This is a genomic window from Streptomyces fradiae (genome assembly GCF_041270065.1).
Lineage (GTDB): Bacteria > Actinomycetota > Actinomycetes > Streptomycetales > Streptomycetaceae > Streptomyces.
Window position 1 is genome coordinate 7,248,943 of the sequence record NZ_CP065958.1, and the last position, 16,441, is coordinate 7,265,383.

Annotated in this window: 17 protein-coding genes; 8 read left to right on the forward strand and 9 right to left on the reverse strand. The window is 72.5% G+C overall.

Annotated features, from left to right (window positions below; genetic code table 11):
- Nucleotides 1-3 precede the first annotated feature (3 nt).
- The 3 genes from JAO84_RS32925 to JAO84_RS32935 form a co-directional block, all read right to left on the reverse strand.
- On the reverse strand, nt 4-468 hold the full coding sequence (locus JAO84_RS32925; protein ID WP_370416118.1) for a hypothetical protein: 465 nt from the start codon (nt 466-468) through the stop codon (nt 4-6).
- 191 nt (nt 469-659) lie between these two features.
- Nucleotides 660-1,073, reverse strand: a complete 414-nt coding sequence (locus tag JAO84_RS32930; protein ID WP_370416932.1) for a PaaI family thioesterase — start codon at nt 1,071-1,073, stop codon at nt 660-662.
- A gap of 20 nt (nt 1,074-1,093) precedes the next feature.
- The gene (locus tag JAO84_RS32935; RefSeq protein ID WP_370416119.1) at nt 1,094-1,681 is read right to left on the reverse strand and encodes a sigma-70 family RNA polymerase sigma factor; all 588 of its coding nucleotides are present in this window, start codon (nt 1,679-1,681) and stop codon (nt 1,094-1,096) included.
- 229 nt (nt 1,682-1,910) lie between these two features.
- Here JAO84_RS32935 and JAO84_RS32940 point away from each other — a divergent pair, with 229 nt between their 5' ends.
- On the forward strand, nt 1,911-3,110 hold the full coding sequence (locus JAO84_RS32940) for a CapA family protein (RefSeq protein ID WP_370416120.1): 1,200 nt from the start codon (nt 1,911-1,913) through the stop codon (nt 3,108-3,110).
- 9 nt (nt 3,111-3,119) lie between these two features.
- On the opposite strand, the gene JAO84_RS32945 is transcribed toward JAO84_RS32940, so the two are convergent.
- The gene (locus JAO84_RS32945) at nt 3,120-3,566 is read right to left on the reverse strand and encodes a universal stress protein (protein ID WP_265867658.1); all 447 of its coding nucleotides are present in this window, start codon (nt 3,564-3,566) and stop codon (nt 3,120-3,122) included.
- Nucleotides 3,567-3,656: 90 nt separating this feature from the next.
- Between JAO84_RS32945 and JAO84_RS32950 the strand changes: the two genes are divergently transcribed.
- Nucleotides 3,657-4,553: a polysaccharide deacetylase family protein gene (locus JAO84_RS32950; protein ID WP_370416121.1), complete on the forward strand. Its 897-nt coding sequence runs from the start codon at nt 3,657-3,659 to the stop codon at nt 4,551-4,553.
- Between the two features lie 74 nt (nt 4,554-4,627).
- Here the strand turns inward: JAO84_RS32950 and JAO84_RS32955 are convergent, their stop codons facing one another.
- Entirely contained in the window at nt 4,628-5,287 is a 660-nt protein-coding gene (locus JAO84_RS32955; RefSeq protein ID WP_370416122.1) for a class F sortase, read from the reverse strand.
- A gap of 344 nt (nt 5,288-5,631) precedes the next feature.
- Here JAO84_RS32955 and JAO84_RS32960 point away from each other — a divergent pair, with 344 nt between their 5' ends.
- Entirely contained in the window at nt 5,632-6,165 is a 534-nt protein-coding gene (locus tag JAO84_RS32960; protein WP_370416123.1) for a hypothetical protein, read from the forward strand.
- 124 nt (nt 6,166-6,289) lie between these two features.
- Here JAO84_RS32960 and JAO84_RS32965 read toward each other — a convergent pair whose 3' ends face one another.
- The 3 genes from JAO84_RS32965 to JAO84_RS32975 form a co-directional block, all read right to left on the reverse strand.
- Nucleotides 6,290-6,853 carry a hypothetical protein gene (locus JAO84_RS32965; protein ID WP_370416124.1) on the reverse strand — a complete coding sequence of 188 codons (564 nt, stop codon included), beginning with the start codon at nt 6,851-6,853 and terminating at the stop codon, nt 6,290-6,292.
- 169 nt (nt 6,854-7,022) lie between these two features.
- Nucleotides 7,023-7,787 carry a DUF4239 domain-containing protein gene (locus tag JAO84_RS32970; RefSeq protein WP_265867663.1) on the reverse strand — a complete coding sequence of 255 codons (765 nt, stop codon included), beginning with the start codon at nt 7,785-7,787 and terminating at the stop codon, nt 7,023-7,025.
- Nucleotides 7,788-7,838: 51 nt separating this feature from the next.
- Entirely contained in the window at nt 7,839-8,435 is a 597-nt protein-coding gene (locus tag JAO84_RS32975; protein WP_370416125.1) for a hypothetical protein, read from the reverse strand.
- Nucleotides 8,436-8,966: 531 nt separating this feature from the next.
- Here JAO84_RS32975 and JAO84_RS32980 point away from each other — a divergent pair.
- Together JAO84_RS32980 and JAO84_RS32985 are read left to right on the forward strand one after the other, a co-directional pair.
- A complete protein-coding gene (locus tag JAO84_RS32980; protein WP_370416126.1) occupies nt 8,967-9,779 on the forward strand; it encodes an SAM-dependent methyltransferase in 813 nt (270 codons plus the stop codon).
- Complete coding sequence (locus JAO84_RS32985) at nt 9,776-11,947, forward strand: putative bifunctional diguanylate cyclase/phosphodiesterase (protein WP_370416127.1); 2,172 nt, start codon at nt 9,776-9,778, stop codon at nt 11,945-11,947. The genes JAO84_RS32980 and JAO84_RS32985 overlap by 4 nt, the downstream gene beginning before the upstream one ends.
- Before the next feature lie 69 nt (nt 11,948-12,016).
- On the opposite strand, the gene JAO84_RS32990 is transcribed toward JAO84_RS32985, so the two are convergent.
- Nucleotides 12,017-12,913, reverse strand: a complete 897-nt coding sequence (locus tag JAO84_RS32990; RefSeq protein ID WP_370416128.1) for a LysR family transcriptional regulator — start codon at nt 12,911-12,913, stop codon at nt 12,017-12,019.
- Nucleotides 12,914-13,008: 95 nt separating this feature from the next.
- Here JAO84_RS32990 and JAO84_RS32995 point away from each other — a divergent pair, with 95 nt between their 5' ends.
- Genes JAO84_RS32995 through JAO84_RS33005 form a run of 3 tightly spaced genes read left to right on the forward strand, consistent with a single transcriptional unit; the run spans nt 13,009 to nt 16,432 of the window.
- Nucleotides 13,009-13,728 carry a succinate dehydrogenase gene (locus tag JAO84_RS32995; protein ID WP_370416129.1) on the forward strand — a complete coding sequence of 240 codons (720 nt, stop codon included), beginning with the start codon at nt 13,009-13,011 and terminating at the stop codon, nt 13,726-13,728.
- A gap of 2 nt (nt 13,729-13,730) precedes the next feature.
- Nucleotides 13,731-15,686, forward strand: coding sequence for a fumarate reductase/succinate dehydrogenase flavoprotein subunit (locus JAO84_RS33000; RefSeq protein WP_370416130.1), 1,956 nt, complete (start codon nt 13,731-13,733; stop codon nt 15,684-15,686).
- Complete coding sequence (locus JAO84_RS33005) at nt 15,683-16,432, forward strand: succinate dehydrogenase/fumarate reductase iron-sulfur subunit (RefSeq protein ID WP_370416131.1); 750 nt, start codon at nt 15,683-15,685, stop codon at nt 16,430-16,432. The genes JAO84_RS33000 and JAO84_RS33005 overlap by 4 nt, the downstream gene beginning before the upstream one ends.
- The last annotated feature ends 9 nt before the right edge of the window (nt 16,433-16,441 follow it).

The following is a 16,441-nucleotide window of genomic DNA, read 5'->3' on the forward strand; positions in this document are numbered from 1 at the left end:
CGGTCAGCAGAGGTGCAGCGCGAGATGGCTCAGGGCCACGCCCAACTGCCAGGCGGGCAGCCACACCTGGCGCTCCTCGTCCAGGGCGCGGACCCCGCCGAGACCGGCGAGCCCGGCCAGATCGGCGGCTCGCAGCTCGGTGTCCCGGAGCAGCCGCCAGGTGTCCCGGGCCAGGGCAAGATCGGGCGCCGGGGTGGCGGCGGGCGGGGCCGCGAGGCGGGCGGTCACCCAGGCGTCCCACGGGTGGTCGTGCGCGGTGCGGCGCAGCCAGCCGTCGAGGCCCGGCCCGTCGAGCAGGACGGTCAGGGCGAGGGTGCGCACCCCCGCCCGGAACTCCAGCGAGCCGGGCGCGACGAGCCCGCTCGCGCGCATCACGTCATCAGCAACGTACTCGGCGCACAGCCAGTCCATCGGTACGGCGAGTCCGCCTCCGCCGCCACCGGCGCCGTTCGTGCTCTCGGGCAGCACGGTTCCACCTTCTCCCGGTTCTCCTGGACCCCAGGTCCTGTTCGCCCCGGGGACGAGCCTCCTCCGAGAAGGCCGCGCGCGGGGCCGGTTCGGCGAACTGGACCGGGGGGATTCGGATGTCCGTCCCCGCCGCATCGGTGCTGGTGGGCGCCGTGTGACGGGGGTGAAGAGCGGGGCGGGGGAGGCGCGGCTCAGCCGAGCAGCGCGTAGACCGCGGTCGCGTGCGCGGCGATGTCCTCGCCGCCCTCGGCCGTCATGGTGATGTCCGCGAAGGCCATCCGCTTGCCGGTCTTGGTGAGCCGGGCCCGCACCAGGACGTCGGCGCCGACCACCGGCCGCTGGAAGCTGATCGACTGCTGCACGGTGGTCATCGGGACGAAGCCGCCGCGGGCGGCGGCCACCGCGATCACGGTCGCCGTGTCGGCGGCGGCCATCAGCGCCTGGCCGGACAGGCCGCCGCCCTCGCGGGCGAGCCGGTCGGACCAGGGGAGCCGGAGGACGGCCTCCCGCTCGCCGACGGACTCGACCGAGAGTCCGAGGTCGAGCACCCAGGGGGCGAAGTTGTCGGCGAGGATCTTTTCGGCGGCGGCGGGGGCCAGCGGCACGGGCGTCGTTGTCACGGGCGTCATTGTGGGGCCCCGGCCGCGGACCGGGCAACGGGTCCGCGACGGCGCGGCCGGTAGCCGGGCAGCCGGTGCCCGAGCTGGCGCAGGGCGTAGTGGGAGCGGGACTTGACGGTGCCGGCCGGGATGCCGAGATCGGCGGCGGCCTCGTTGACGGTGAGCCCGTGGAAGTAGAGCCGGACCAGGACCGCCCGGTGCTCGGGGCGCAGTCCGCGTACCGCCGCCCGGACGTCGAGCGCGGCGACGGCGGACTCGGTGGCGTCGGCCGGGTCGGCGGTGACGGCGAGCAGTTCGTCGCCGATCTCGGTGGGCCGGGAGAGCCGGGAGCGGCGGGCGTCGATGGCGAGCCGCCGGGCGACCGTGAACAGCCAGGGCCGCATGGAGGTGTAGGAGGAGTCGAAGGCCTCGGGGTGCAGCCACGCGCGGACCAGGGTCTCCTGCACCAGGTCCTCGGCCCGCTGCCGGTCGCCCTGGGTCAGTCCGAGCAGGAAGGAGAGCAGGGCCGGGCCGTGTTCGCGCTGGAGCTCCTTCAGGGCCCGCTCGTCGGTGGTCGCCGCCGGTGCGGTCGGTGGCGTCAGTGCCGTCGTCATGCGCCGTATGTGAACGCATCCGGACGCCGGACGACAGGGAACGAACCGGGATCTGCGACGAACGGTCGCACCGAGCGGTGAATGGTGCGGTGAACGGACGGGCGGAAGGCGTGCGTCCGATTCAGCGGGTTTATCGCCTGTTGCGGCATTGAACCTTGACTGAGGCTTATCGCCCCCGGTGAATTCATAGGAACAGCTGTTCATCCTACGAACCAGCGGAGTCCGGCAGATGACCCCACGCACCCGACCCGGCACGGCCGTCCTCGCCGCCGTCCTGCTCACCACGGCCGCCGGCTGCGCCGTCGCCGACCGCGCCCCGGAGCGCCCCGGCGACGGTCCCGCGCAGAGCAGGTCGCCCCAGCGCCCCGCCGCGCCCGGGGGTGCCTCCGCCCCGGCCCCCTTCACCCTGGTGGCCTCCGGCGACGTCCTCCCGCACGACTCGATCATCCGGCAGGCCGCCGCCGACGCGGGCGGCGACGGCTACGACTTCCGCCCCATGCTCTCCGGCGTCAAGCCCGTGGTCTCCCGCGCCGACCTGGCGATCTGCCACATGGAGACGGTGTACGGCGAGCCCGGCGGCCCCTACACCGGCTACCCCGCCTTCAAGTCCCCGCCCGAGGTCGCCGCCGCCCTCAAGGAGACCGGCTACGACTCCTGCTCCACCGCCTCCAACCACACCCTGGACGACGGCGCCGCGGGACTGCGCCGCACCCTCGACGCCCTGGACAAGGCGGGCGTACGGCACGCCGGCTCGGCCCGCAGCGCCGACGAGGCCGCCCGTCCCGCCCTGCTCAAGGCCGGCCGGGCGACCGTGGCACAGCTCGCCTACACGTACGACACCAACGGCTATCCGCTCCCCGAGGGGCAGCCCTGGGCCGTGAACCTGATCGACCCGGAGAAGATCGTCTCCGACGCCCGGGACGCCCGGAAGGCCGGCGCCGACGTCGTGGTCGTCTCCATCCACTGGGGCACCGAATGGCAGTCCGCGCCCGACGAGAAGCAGCTCTCGCTCGGCCGGGCGCTCACCGCCTCCCGTACCGGCGACCGCCCCGACATCGACCTGATCATCGGCACCCACGCCCATGTGCCGCAGGCCTACGAGAAGGTGAACGGCACCTGGATCGTCTACGGCATGGGCGACCAGATCGCCGGCGACATGATCAACTACGAGGGCGCCTACGACCGGCGCGGCAACATGGGCACCCTGGGCCGCTTCACCTTCGCCCCGCCCACCTCGCCCGGCCGGCGCTGGGAGGTGACCAAGGCGGAGTTCGTGCCGCAGTTCTTCGACACCGCCCGCGGCCGGGTGGTCAACCTCAACGAGGCGATCAGGGCGGGCCAGGCGCAGTACACCGAGCCCCGCGACGCCATCCGCTCGGTCGTCCTCGACCGGGGCGCGGCCCGCGACGGACTGACCATGGGAGAGTAGCCCGGAGGTCTACGGCACCACCGTGACCGGCCAGCGGCCCGCCTTGACCAGGCGCACCGCCACCGACCCCACGAAACGGTGCCCGGCCGACTCCGAGGCCCCGACCACCACCGCGTCCGCCTTCAGCTCGTCGGCGGCCGAGACCAGACCCGCGTACGCGTCCCCGCGGAAGGTGTGGAACTCCCAGCGCACCTGGAAGATCTCCTTGACCCGCTCCGCGGACTCCCGGATCTCGGCCACCAGACCCTCGGCGATCTCCTCGGTGGCGCCGGAGACCGGTGCCCCCATCGCCGCGCCGGCCGCGAGCACCGGCTGTACGTACACGAGCGCGAGCAGCGCGTTCTGCCGCCGGGCGAGCCCGGCCGCGTACGCCGCCGCGCGCAGCGAGGACGCCGAACCGTCGACCCCGGCGACGATCACCTTCGGGCCGTCCGTACCTCGTTCGAATCCGCTCACCCTTCGAGGCTATCGGCTCATCAGGTGTTCTCCGACGGGGGTCCGGTGTCGCTGCGCGGCCGGTGCCGTCCACCGTTCGCACCATTGGTCATGAAAAAGGATGAGACGACCACAGGGCGTCGGGCGCTGCTGCGCCTCGCCGCCGCCCTGGGCGCCACCGCCACCGTCGGAGTCTTCGCCGCGGACCGCCTGGGAGGCATGGACGAGGGGACCACGACGGGCGGGGTCCGCCCCGCGCGCCCGGCACCCGCCGCCGGTCCGCAGGGCCAGGCCCGGGGCGGGGCGCCGGCCAAGGCGCAGGCGCGGGCCGCGCGGCTGCGCCCCGCCGCGTACCGGCTCCAGCCGATGACCGGCTACGCGCCGCCCGCCTTCCGCCGCGCCCTCCCGCCGGTCCGGACCCGGCCCTTCCTCCATCTCACCGGCGTCGGCCGCTCGATGGTGCTCACCTTCGACGACGGCCCCGACCCGCGCTACACCCCGGAGATCCTCGACACCCTGCGCCGCCACGGCTGCCGGGCGATGTTCTTCGTCTGCGGCGAGATGGCGGTCGACAACCAGGACCTGCTCAAGCGGATGGCCGAGGACGGACACGTGGTCGGCAACCACTCCTGGTCCCATCCGCTCGTGCCCAAACTGCGGCCCTCGCGCATCCGCGAGGAGCTCGGCTCCACCAGCGACGTCATCGAACGGGCCCTGGGCGCACCGCCATTGTGGTACCGGGCGCCCTACGGGGCGTGGAACAGGCTGTCGTTCGAGATCGGCGCCGAACTCGGCATGGAACCGCTCGCCTGGACCGTGGACACCCTCGACTGGCAGGAGCCGCCCACCGACCGCATCGTCCAGCGGGTCCTGGACGGCGCGGGCGAGGGCGTCGTCGTCCTCAACCACGACGCGGGCGGCAACCGTTCGCACAGCGTCGCCGCCCTCAAGCGCTATCTGCCCAGGCTCCTCGACGCGGGCTACAGCGTCACCGTGCCGCGCCGCTGAGCGGAGCCGGCGGACGTACGGCGAAGGGCCCCGGCACCTGGGTGGGTGCCGGGGCCCTCCGCCGTACGGACCGCCTAGCGGAGACCGACCATCCGGGCGAAGACCACCACGTTGCCGTCGTAGCCGTGGGCGCGCGAGTAGCCGCCGCCGCACGTGATCACCCGCAGCTCCGGCTGTCCGGTGTCCCCGTACACCTGGGCTCCGGGGAAGTCGTTCTTCGCGAAGACCTCGACCCCGTAGATCTCGAACACGGCCACCCGGCCGTCGTAACGGTCGACCTCGATGTGCTGGCCCTGTTGCAGGGAGCCGAGGCCGTAGAACACCGCGGGCCCCGCCAGGTTGTCGACGTGCCCCACGATGACGGAGGTGCCGCGCATGCCCGGCGCGATGCCGTTCTGGTACCAGCCGGCGAGGTTCTTCTCCTCGGGCGGCGGGGCGGCGACCCAGCCGTTGTCGTCCAGGCCCACGTCCATGAGCGGGGCCGCCACCTGGATGGCCGGGATCCTGATACGTGAGGCGGGGGCGAACGGCAGCTCCTGGACGGCGCCGGCCGTGGGGGCGGGGGCGACCGGGCGGGCGACCGGGCGCGCGGCCGCGCTGGGCTGCGGCGGGCCGGACTCGAAGCCGACCCCGTTGCGCATTATCGCCAGGCCGGACAGCATGACGAGAGCCAGCGCGCCCCAGGGTTGGCGTCTCCTGGCGGCGTCGAAGAGGCTGAAGTCCTTGGGGCTCATGGTTCTCCCTTGGTGGCGTCACGGGAACGGTAAGGGCGCGGACGCGAACCGGCCTGCCGAGCGGGGCGAACGGGTGTCGGCCGATGGAGCGACCCGTACCGGCGGCCCCGCCCGGGGGAACGGGTGATCCGCCATCCGAGTAATCGTCAGATCATCGTTCTGACACTGTGTGACCTGCGGATCCGTCAGATTCCCCACTCATTCGGCCGGTGTCGTTCCTCACCGGACCGGCTCAAAGCCGACATGCGAAGGCTTTTCCGGTTTGTGATGGTTCGTCATGGAAGGCGTACTCGTCGAATCGCCCGGAGCACCGCTTTGGGGCGCCTTCCACTGGAGGTTCAACCATGCGTGCTGCACGCACTCTGGCGGTGACGGCGACCGCGTTCGCGGCGCTCGGGCTCGCGGCCCCCCTCGCCACCGCCACCAACGGGCCCAGCAGCGTGACCGTCGGCTCCTTCCAGGCCCCGAAGGGTGGCGACAACAACAATTCCAATATCACCGTCTCCCCCTTCGCGGTTCACCAGGGTGCGCTTCTCCTGGTCACCACCCGGGACTGCGCCGCGGGCACGGTCTCGTCCGCGGCCTTCCCGTCCGGCACCCTCTCGGGCTCCAACCAGGGGTTCTCCACTGTCAGCGTCCGCATCTTCGACAACGCCACGCCCGGCCTGCACACCGTGACCGCCACGTGCGTCAACGGCCGCAAGCTCACGACGCAGTTCCGCGTGCTTGCAGGTCAGGGTTCGCAGGGCGGTCTGGGCGGCTCGCTCGCCCCGGGCTCCACCGAGATGGCGGTGGGCGGCAGCCTCGTCGCCGCCGCGGCGCTGGGCGGGGGGCTGTTCATCGCCCGCCGGCGCCGCACGACCGGCGCGGGGGTCTGACCGGCCGAACCTCCCGGTCGGCCCGCAACGCCCGTCGCCCCCGAGTCCCTGTTTCCAGGGCTCGGGGGCGACGGGCGTGTACGGGCTTGTACGGGGCGGGGTGCGCCGGCACTCCCGGGCGCCGTCAGTGGCGCCGGCCGTCGGTCGCCGACGACCTGCGGCGGATCACGTAGACCAGACCGCCCGCCGCGGCGAGCACAAGCGCTCCGCCGGCCGCGAAGGTCCAGGAGTCGGTGGCGTCGAACGAGCCGCCGAGACCGCCTGCCACCCCGCGCGGGGTGACGAGCCCGGTCGACCGGGCCGTCGGCGTCGCCGGCGTGCCGCCGCTGATGGTCAGATCGACGGTGCCCTGGATGCCGCCGGTGCAGTTGAAGGTCACCGTGTACACGGCGCCGCGCTTGGCGTCCGCGTCCACGGTGGCGGTGACCAGCGAGTTCGGGGCGATGGTGACGGTGTCGAAGATGCCGGCCGAGGCCGTCGCCGTACTGGCGCAGCCGGGCGCGCTGAGCGTGATCCGGCCGCCGGGCGCGACGACCCCGGGCGACACGACGAAATCGCCCGGGGCCTTCGCTCCGGGCGCCTGACGGGCGGGCGCCGGGGCGCCGTCGGCGGCGACGGCGAGGGGGGCGGCCAGGGCGAGGGCGGCCGCCCCCAGCAGAGCGGTGGACGCGGCACGTATCGCGCGCATGGTCAATCCTCCGGGTCCCCGAGGAGCAGCCGCGGAAGGGGTATCCGCGAGAAAGGCGGGACATGCACCTCGATGCCCGAAACGCTAGGAGCCCCCTACCACAGCCGCGATCCCAGACGCGCGAATGGGGCACCGATGTCCCCCGCTCGGCCCATTCGCGCGCCTTCCGTCAGCCCGTGACCTGCGGGAAGAGGTCCACGAACGGCGCGGCCGTGGCCGCCAGGCCCCGGCTGAACGGTGCGTCGAAGTCCCAGATGAGGAAGAGCAGGAAGGCGATCAGGGCGCTGAACAGACCGGCGAGCAGCACCTCTCGGCCGGTGCGCCGGATCTGCAGGGTGAAGATCAGGCCCACGGTCACCAGGGCGCCGGTGATGAGGCCGAACCACACCACCCCGGGCATCGTCGCGCCCGCGTTCTCGCCGCGCGCGTTGCGGGCGTCGTCGGCGACCGCGACCTGGTCCACCAGCGGCTGGTAGGCCTGGCCCTCGAAGTCGTTGGCGGGCTGGTAGTCCGTGACGCTGCGGCGCACCTTCTGCAGCAGCTCGGTGCCGGTGTCGCTCAGTTCGCCGTGCTCGGTCATGTACGGGAACTCGTCCTCGACCACGTACCGCACATAGGCGTCGATGTCGGCGCGGATCCGCTCCCGGGTGGCGAGCGGATAGACCTCGACGCGCTCCGAGATCTCGTGCATCGCCTGGGCCTCCTGGCGCACCGTCTCCTGGGCGGCGCTGCGGGCCTCCCAGACGCCGGCGATGGCGAGACCGAGGACGATCGCGTACACCACGCCGATCATCATCGTCATGTACTCGATGACGTCGGGGGTCTCGCTGGGGTCGTCGTCCTCGGGGATCCGCCGGTGGTTGATGACGACGATGGCCAGCACGACGGCGCACGCGGCGGCCATCGCGATGGTGAGCACAACCCATTCGGACAAGGGTGTTTCCTCCGTTGCGGGGTGATGAGGGGTCAGGGGGTGGGCGGGGGGTCAGCGGGAGCGTGGCCGCAGGATCGCGGTCGCGATCACCGCGGGGGCGGTGACGAGCAGGGTCGTGGTGATCACGTTGGGGGTGCTCTTGGGCTTGACGCGGGCGGTGCGCTGGTAGTGCGGCAGGGCGACCGGGGTGGGCCGGGGCCGCACCGTGGGAACCGGGGACGGGCTCGGGGGCGCCGGCTCCGGCTCGGGCGCCGGGGGCGCGGGGCGCGGCGGCGGGGGCGGAGCGGGCCTCGGCGGCGTGGTGCGCACCGGGGGTGGTGGCGGGGCCGGCGGCTTCGGTTTGGGAGTGGCCTTCGGTGGGGGTTTCGGCGCGGGCTTGTGGGTCGGCTTCGGGGGATGGGTCGGGTGCGGCGGGTGGGTCGGATGCGGGGGATGCGTGGGGTGCGGGGGATGGGTCGGATGACACGGCCCGTCCCCCGCGATCGCCACCCCGCTCGATCCGCCGGGCCCGGTCACGGCCCAGGCGCACGCGTCGGCGGTCGCCGGCGTGGCCGGTGCGGTGAGCAACCACACCAGCGCGCCGGCCGCGAGCGGGCGCGTCAGCCGCGTCCCGTAGCGGGAGAACCGGTACTGAGGCAAGAGAGACACGCCGAGCAGCATGATCGGACGGGTGCGCCGGACGGGCCGGAACGGCCCCCGATTCCCCGGATGGAGCGGATCTGGGCGTGCACTGGTTTGACGTTTCCGCCGATTCTGTCGTCTCACGGGCTGCCCAACGCCGCCAAGGGGCCCTCCGTTGCGGTGGATTCCCAACCGATCGGCCCCGTCCGCGGGGGCGGCGTGTGAGGGTGGTGCGGGGGCGGCGCGCGGCGTTCCACGGGCCCGGATCCGGTAACTGGCCGGTAGTCGCCGCCCGTTGCGTCACGGCATCCGCCCACCCGGCCCGCGGGCTGCGACGGAACGCAGGTCAGGGGGCCGCACGACCATATGCACGTGAATTTGCACGACCTGAAGGCGTGAACTCTTCCTTACCCGGAGCACGTGCCATTGGCGTGTGACCAAGAACGGATCGAGAATTTCCGTTTCCACTCGCTCTCTCGGCGGGCGATCAGTAGCCTCAGCTCGAACACAGGCCGCGAACACCTGGCCACATCTCACGGCGACTTGTTGGAGACTTTGATGGAGCGTCCCGCCTGGGCTCCGCCGGGCATCGATATTTCGGTGCCGAGCGTGTCCCGTATGTACGACTTCTATCTGGGCGGCTCGCACAATTTCGAAGTGGACCGGGAAGCGGCCCGCAAGGCCATGGAGTTCCTGCCGGGACTCCCCAAGATCATGCAGGCGAACCGTGCCTTCATGCGCCGGGCCGTGCGGCACGCGGTTGACAACGACGTCACGCAGTTCCTGGACATCGGCTCGGGGATACCGACCTTCGGCAACGTCCACGAGGTCGCCCAGGCCGCCAGCGAGGCCGCCCGGGTCGTCTACGTGGACCACGACCCGGTCGCCGTCGCCCACAGCAGGGCCGTGCTCGGCGACGACCCCCGCTCCGCCGTGGTCGCCGCGGACCTGCGCAAGCCGCGCGAGATCCTGCACAGCCACGAGGTCACCGAACTCCTCGACCTGGACCGCCCGGTGGCCCTGCTGCTCGTCGCCGTACTGCACTTCCTGGAGGACTCGGACGAGCCGGGCGCCGCCGTCGCCGAGCTGCTCGAGGGGCTCGCGCCCGGCAGCATGCTGGTCCTCACCCACGCCTCGTACGAGGGCATCCCCGTGCCGGAGGAGCGGGCCGGCGGCGCCGTCGGCGTCTACCGCGACATCCGCAACCCCCTGGTGATGCGCTCCCGCGAGGAGGTCACCCGCTTCTTCGACGGCACCGAGATCGTCGAGCCGGGCGTCGTGCCCATGCCCCTGTGGCGGCCCGACAGTCCCGACGAGGAGGAGGATCCCTTCGCCTTCTCCGGGTTCGCAGGGGTGGGGCGCAAGGCGTGAAGGTGCCGTCCCAGCCTGCCGGTTCCGTGGCCGACGGACCGGAGGACAGACTCAGGCGGTTCGTGACCATCTGGAGCCGCGCCGTGTTCCCGGTCACCGCCACCTCGATGACCCGCCAGGAGTTCGAGCAGCACCTGCTGCCGCCCGCCCGGGAGCTGTGCGACGCGCTGCACGCCCGGCCCTTCGACACGGCGCCCGCACACCGGGTCGGGCAGGCCCTGGTGGCCGCCCACTGCACCGACCCGGACGCGCTCGCCCGCAGCCTCGGCGTGGTCGACGCCTACCTGGTGCTGTACTGCGGCGACGAACAGGGCGTCGGCGCCGAGGAGTTGCGCGCCCGCTGCGCCCGGCTCCAGCACGCCATGGCGGCCGGCTTCGCCCAGGCCCTGCGCGAACGCACCCTCGCCGAGCAGGAGTCCATCGCGCACTCCGCGCTGTCCGCGCGCAGCGCCGCCGAACTCGCCCTGCACGCCACCGAGAGCCGCTTCCGCGCGGTCTTCGACGGCGCCGCCGTCGGCATCGGCATCGCCGACCTCAACGGCAACATCCTGGAGGTGAACGAGGCCCTCACCCGCATGTTCGGCGGCCTGGAGGGGACCGTCACCAGCAAGAACATCGTCGAATGGGTGCATCCCGAGGACGGCCCGCACGTCTGGCGGCTGTACGACGAACTGGTGCGCGGCGAGCGCGAGTCGTACCGCGTCGAGAAGCCGTACTACCGCGGCGACGGCACGGTCTTGTGGACCAACCTCACCGTCTCGCTGCTGCGCGACGCGGCCGGCCTGCCGCAGTACCAGCTCGCGCTGATGGAGGACACCACCGAGCGGCGGCTGCTCAACCTCCGGCTGCGTTACGAGGCCACCCATGACGCGCTCACCGGGCTGCCCAACCGCACGCTGTTCTTCGAACGCCTGGAGAAGACCCTCGGCCCCGGCGGCGACGCCGGCTTCGGCCTGGCCTACCTCGACCTCGACGGCTTCAAGGTGATCAACGACAGCCTCGGGCACTCCACCGGAGACCGGCTGCTCGTCGAGGTCGCCGACCGGCTGCAGAGTTGTGTCGCCGCGCCCGGCGAGATGGTCGCCCGGCTCGGCGGCGACGAGTTCGTCGCGCTCACCACCGGCCCCGGCAGCGAGCGCAAGGTCGGCGAACTGGCCGACCGGATGCTGGCCTCGCTCGCCACCCCGATCAGCATCGACGGGCGCGAGCTCACCGTGCGCGGCAGCGTCGGCGTGGTGGAGGGGCCGGCGGGGGAGCGGACCGCGGCGGAGGTGCTGCGCAGCGCCGACATCACCATGTACCGGGCCAAGTCGGCGGGCGGCAACCGCTTCGAGTACGCCGACGAGGAGGCCGACGCGCGGGCCATCACCCGGCACGGGCTGACCACCGCGCTGCCGGCCGCCCTGGAGCGCGGCGAGTTCTTCATCGAGTACCAGCCGCTGGTGCACCTCGGCGACGGCAGCGTGCACGGCGCGGAGGCGCTCGTACGGTGGTGCCACCCGCAGCACGGGGTGCTCGGCCCGGACCGCTTCATCCCGCTCGCCGAGAACACCGGGCTCATCGTGCCGCTGGGCCGCTGGGTGCTCCAGGAGGCGGTGCGCCAGGCCCGGTTCTGGCAGGACGAGGCGCCCGGCGGGCACCCCGCGACCGGGCCGCTGCGGATCAACGTCAACCTCTCGCCGACCCAGCTGCACCACCCCGGCCTGGTCGCCGAGACCGTCGACGTCCTGGAGCGCTCCGGCCTCGAACCGGGCGCGCTGTGCCTGGAGGTCACCGAGTCCGCGCTCATCGGCGCCGACGACGACCTCCTGAAGCCGCTGCGGCAACTCGCCGAGATGGGCGTGGACATCGCGCTCGACGACTTCGGCACCGGCTACTCCAACCTGGCCAACCTGCGCCGCCTCCCGGTGAGCGTCCTCAAGCTGGACCGCTCCTTCACCCAGGGCATGCAGCAGCACCCGGCGGACCCGGTCGACATCAAGATCGTCGAGGGCATCGTCCAGCTCGCCCACAGCCTCGAACTCGCCGTCACCGTCGAGGGCGTCGAAACCGGCGCCCAGGCCCAGCAACTCCGCGCCCTCGGCTGCGACACGGCCCAGGGCTGGTACTACGCCCGCCCGGGCGCCCCGGACCGGATCCGGTCGCTGGCGCTGGTGGACGCGGTGTAGGGGGCGGCGCGTTGCCGAACGGTGCCCGCACGCGGGGCGGGGCGCCGTGCCCACCCCGAACGGCGGGCCTCAGGCCAGCGGCCCGCCCCGGCGTGAGGCCATCAGGAGCTTCTGGAGCTCCCGGGCGGCCCGCGGCGGCGCGACGTCGCTGCGGTGGGCCAGGGCGATGGTGCGGCGGAGGCCCGGGCGGGCCAGGGCGGTGACGCGGAGGTCGCGGCCGGCGCGGGCGGCGACCATGGCCGGGACGACGGCGAGGCCGAGCCCGGCCCGGACGAAGCCGAGGACGGCGTCCAGCTCGCCGCCCTCGACCGTGAAGGAGGGCTCGAAGCCCTCCGCGCGGCAGGCGGCCACGGTCAGCTCCCGCAGGTCGTACCCGTGCCGGAACATCACCAGCGGCTGCTCCCGCAGCTCCGCGATCCGCACCGGCCGCCGCGGCGCCGGAGCCGAGGCCGACGACACCACCACCAGGTCCTCCGTCAGCAGCTCCACCGTGGTCAGCGCGGGCGACGGCGTCGGCAGCGGCAGCACCACCAGCGCCAGGTCGAGCGCGCCGCGCGCCAGCTCCCGTACCAGGTCGTGCGAGCCGCCCTCCTCGATCAGCAGCCGGATCCCCGGATGCAGGTCGTGGAAGTCGCGCAGCACGTCCGGCAGCAGCCCGGTGCACAGAGACGGCGTCGCGCCGAGCCGCACCCGGCCCCGCTTCAGCTGCACCAGCTCCTGCACCTCGTGCCGCGCGGTGTCCGTGTCGGCGAGGATCCGGCGGGCCAGCGGCAGCAGCGCCTCGCCCGCGTCGGTGAGCGCGATGTTCCCGCGGGCCCGGCTGAACAGCTCCGCGCCCAGCTCCTGCTCAAGCGCCTTGATCTGCTGTGAAAGTGAGGGCTGCGAGACATGCACCCGCTCGGCGGCCCGGGTGAAGTGGCGGGTCTCGGCGACGGCGACGAAGTACAGGAGCTGCTGGAACTGCATGCGTCAAGCCTACCCGCATTCATAGGTGGCGCCTATCGAGATGAGCCGAACCATGTCTTGGACCTCTCGGGTCCTTCGGCCCTAGCGTCTTTTCCATGGCTCTGGCAACGAAGTCCGCACGGCAGACCGCCCCACCCCCCGCCCCCACCCGCGGCTTCTGGGCGTCGACCCTCGGCAAGAAGACCGTGATGGCCGTGAGCGGCCTGATCATGCTCGCCTACCTCGTCGCGCACGTCGCGGGCAACCTCAAGATCTTCTTCGGCCCCGAGGAGTTCAACGGCTACGGCCACTGGCTGCGCGTCATGGGCGCCCCCGTCCTGCACCACCAGTGGGGCCTCTGGATCGCCCGGATCACGCTGCTCACCGCCGTCGTCGCGCACGCGGTCTCCGCGTACCAGCTCAGCCGCCGCGACCTCAAGGCCCGCCCCACCCGCTACGCGCACCGGCGCAAGGGCTCCTCCTACGCCACCCGCACCATGCGCTGGGGCGGCGTCATCCTCGGCCTCTTCATCGTCTGGCACGTCCTCGACCTCACCGCCGGCACCGTCCACACCGGCGGTTTCGAGGACGGCAAGCCCTACCAGAACGTGATCGACACCTTCTCCACCTGGTACGGCAACGTCATCTACATCGTCGCCATGCTCGCCGTGGGCCTCCACGTCCGGCACGGCTTCTGGAGCGCCGCCCAGACCCTCGGCGTCGGCAACGCCCGCCGCGAACGAGCCCTGAAATTCCTGGCGAACGCCCTCGCCCTCGTGCTGACCGCGGGCTTCATCGCCGTCCCCGTCGGCGTCATGACCGGAGTGGTGAACTGACCATGAGCAACCCCTCGATCAACCCCGACTTCACCGTCGGCGCACCCATCGCCGACACCGCCGCCCCCGCCGGACCCATCGCCGACCGCTGGGACACCCGCCGCTTCCAGGCGAAGCTCGTCAACCCCGCCAACCGCCGCGGCCACCGGATCATCGTCGTCGGCACCGGTCTGGCCGGCGGCTCCGCCGGCGCCACCCTCGCCGAACAGGGCTACCACGTCGTCCAGTTCTGCTACCAGGACTCCCCGCGCCGCGCCCACTCCATCGCCGCCCAGGGCGGCATCAACGCCGCCAAGAACTACCGCAACGACGGCGACTCCGTACACCGCCTCTTCTACGACACCGTCAAGGGCGGCGACTTCCGCGCCCGCGAGTCCAACGTGCACCGGCTCGCCCAGATCTCCGTCGAGATCATCGACCAGTGCGTCGCCCAGGGCGTCCCCTTCGCCCGCGAGTACGGCGGCCTGCTCGACACCCGCTCCTTCGGCGGCGTCCAGGTCTCCCGCACCTTCTACGCCCGCGGCCAGACCGGCCAGCAACTCCTCCTCGGCGCCTACCAGGCGCTGTCCCGGCAGATCGCCGCCGGCAACGTCGAGATGCACCCCCGTACGGAGATGCTCGACCTCATCGTGGTCGACGGCCGGGCCCGCGGGATCGTCGCCCGCGACCTGATCACCGGCGCGATCTCCACCCATTACGCCGACGCCGTGGTCCTCGCCACCGGCGGCTACGGCAACGTCTTCTATCTCTCCACCAACGCCATGAACTCCAACGCCACCGCCGTGTGGCGGGCCCACCGGCGCGGCGCGTACTTCGCCAACCCCTGCTTCACCCAGATCCACCCCACCTGCATCCCGCGCACCGGCGACCACCAGTCCAAGCTCACCCTGATGAGCGAGTCGCTGCGCAACGACGGGCGCATCTGGGTCCCCAAGGCCCAGGGCGACACCCGCCCGCCGCACGCGATCCCCGAGGACGAGCGCGACTACTACCTGGAGCGGATCTACCCCTCCTTCGGCAACCTCGTGCCCCGCGACATCGCCTCCCGCGCCGCCAAGAACGTCTGCGACGAGGGTCGCGGCGTCGGCCCGGGCGGACAGGGCGTCTACCTCGACTTCGCCGACGCCATCCGGCGGATGGGCCGCGCCAAGGTCGAGGAGAAGTACGGCAACCTCTTCGACATGTACGAGCGGATCACCGCCGAGAACCCCTACGAGACGCCGATGCGGATCTACCCCGCCGTGCACTACACGATGGGCGGACTCTGGGTCGACTACGACCTCCAGACCACGATCCCCGGCCTCTTCGCCATCGGCGAGGCCAACTTCTCCGACCACGGCGCCAACCGGCTCGGCGCCTCCGCCCTCATGCAGGGCCTCGCCGACGGCTACTTCGTGCTCCCGGCCACCATCAACGACTACCTGGCCCGCCACCCGCACGCCGAACCCGTCACCGACGCCCACCCCGCCGTCCGGGACGTGCTCGCCGAGACCGAGGACCGGCTGAACCTCCTCCTCGCCGTCGACGGCGACCGCACCCCCGACTCCTTCCACCGTGAACTCGGCGAAGTCATGTGGGAGTTCTGCGGCATGGCCCGCACCGAGGAGGGCCTGCGCAAGGCGCTGCGCCGCATCCCCGAGATCCGCGAGGAGTTCTGGCGCCGGATCAAGGTCCCCGGCACCGGAGAAGAGTTCAACCAGTCGCTCGAGAAGGCCAACCGGATCGTCGACTACCTGGAGCTCGCCGAGCTGATGTGCCTCGACGCCCTGCACCGGGCCGAGTCCTGCGGCGGCCACTTCCGCGAGGAGTCCCAGACCCCGGACGGCGAGGCCGCCCGCCGCGACGAGGAGTTCTCGTACGCCGCGGCCTGGGAGTTCGCCGATGGGGCCGCCCCCGTCCTCCACAAGGAGGACCTCACCTTCGAGTACGTCCACCCCACCCAGCGGAGCTACGCATGAGGCTGAACCTGCGCGTCTGGCGCCAGCAGAACGGCGTCGCCGAGGGCGCCATGGCCACCTACGAGGTCGACGGCATCTCGCCCGACATGTCCTTCCTGGAGATGCTGGACACCCTCAACGAGGAGCTGATCCTGCGCGGCGAGGACCCCGTCGCCTTCGACCACGACTGCCGCGAGGGCATCTGCGGCGCCTGCAGCCTCGTCATCAACGGCGACGCCCACGGCCCCGAGCGCACCACCTCCTGCCAGCTGCACATGCGGTCCTTCCGCGACGGCGACACCATCGACGTCGAGCCCTGGCGGGCCGCCGCCTTCCCGGTCGTCAAGGACCTGGTCGTCGACCGCTCCGCCTTCGACCGGATCATCCAGGCCGGCGGTTACGTCAGCGTCCCCACCGGCTCCGCGCCCGAGGCGCACGCCACCCCGGTCCCCAAGGCCGACGCCGACCTCGCCTTCGAGCACGCCGAGTGCATCGGCTGCGGCGCCTGCGTCGCGGCCTGCCCCAACGGCTCCGCCATGCTGTTCACCTCGGCCAAGGTCAACCATCTGAACGTGCTGCCGCAGGGCGCGCCCGAGCGGGAGACCCGGGTCCTCGACATGGTCGCCCAGATGGACGCCGAGGGCTTCGGCGGCTGCACGCTCACCGGCGAGTGCGCCACCGCCTGCCCCAAGGGCATCCCGCTGCCCTCGATCGCCGCCATGAACAAGGAGTGGCTGCGGGCCCGCCGCAAGGCCGCCCGCTCCTAGCCCTCAGCC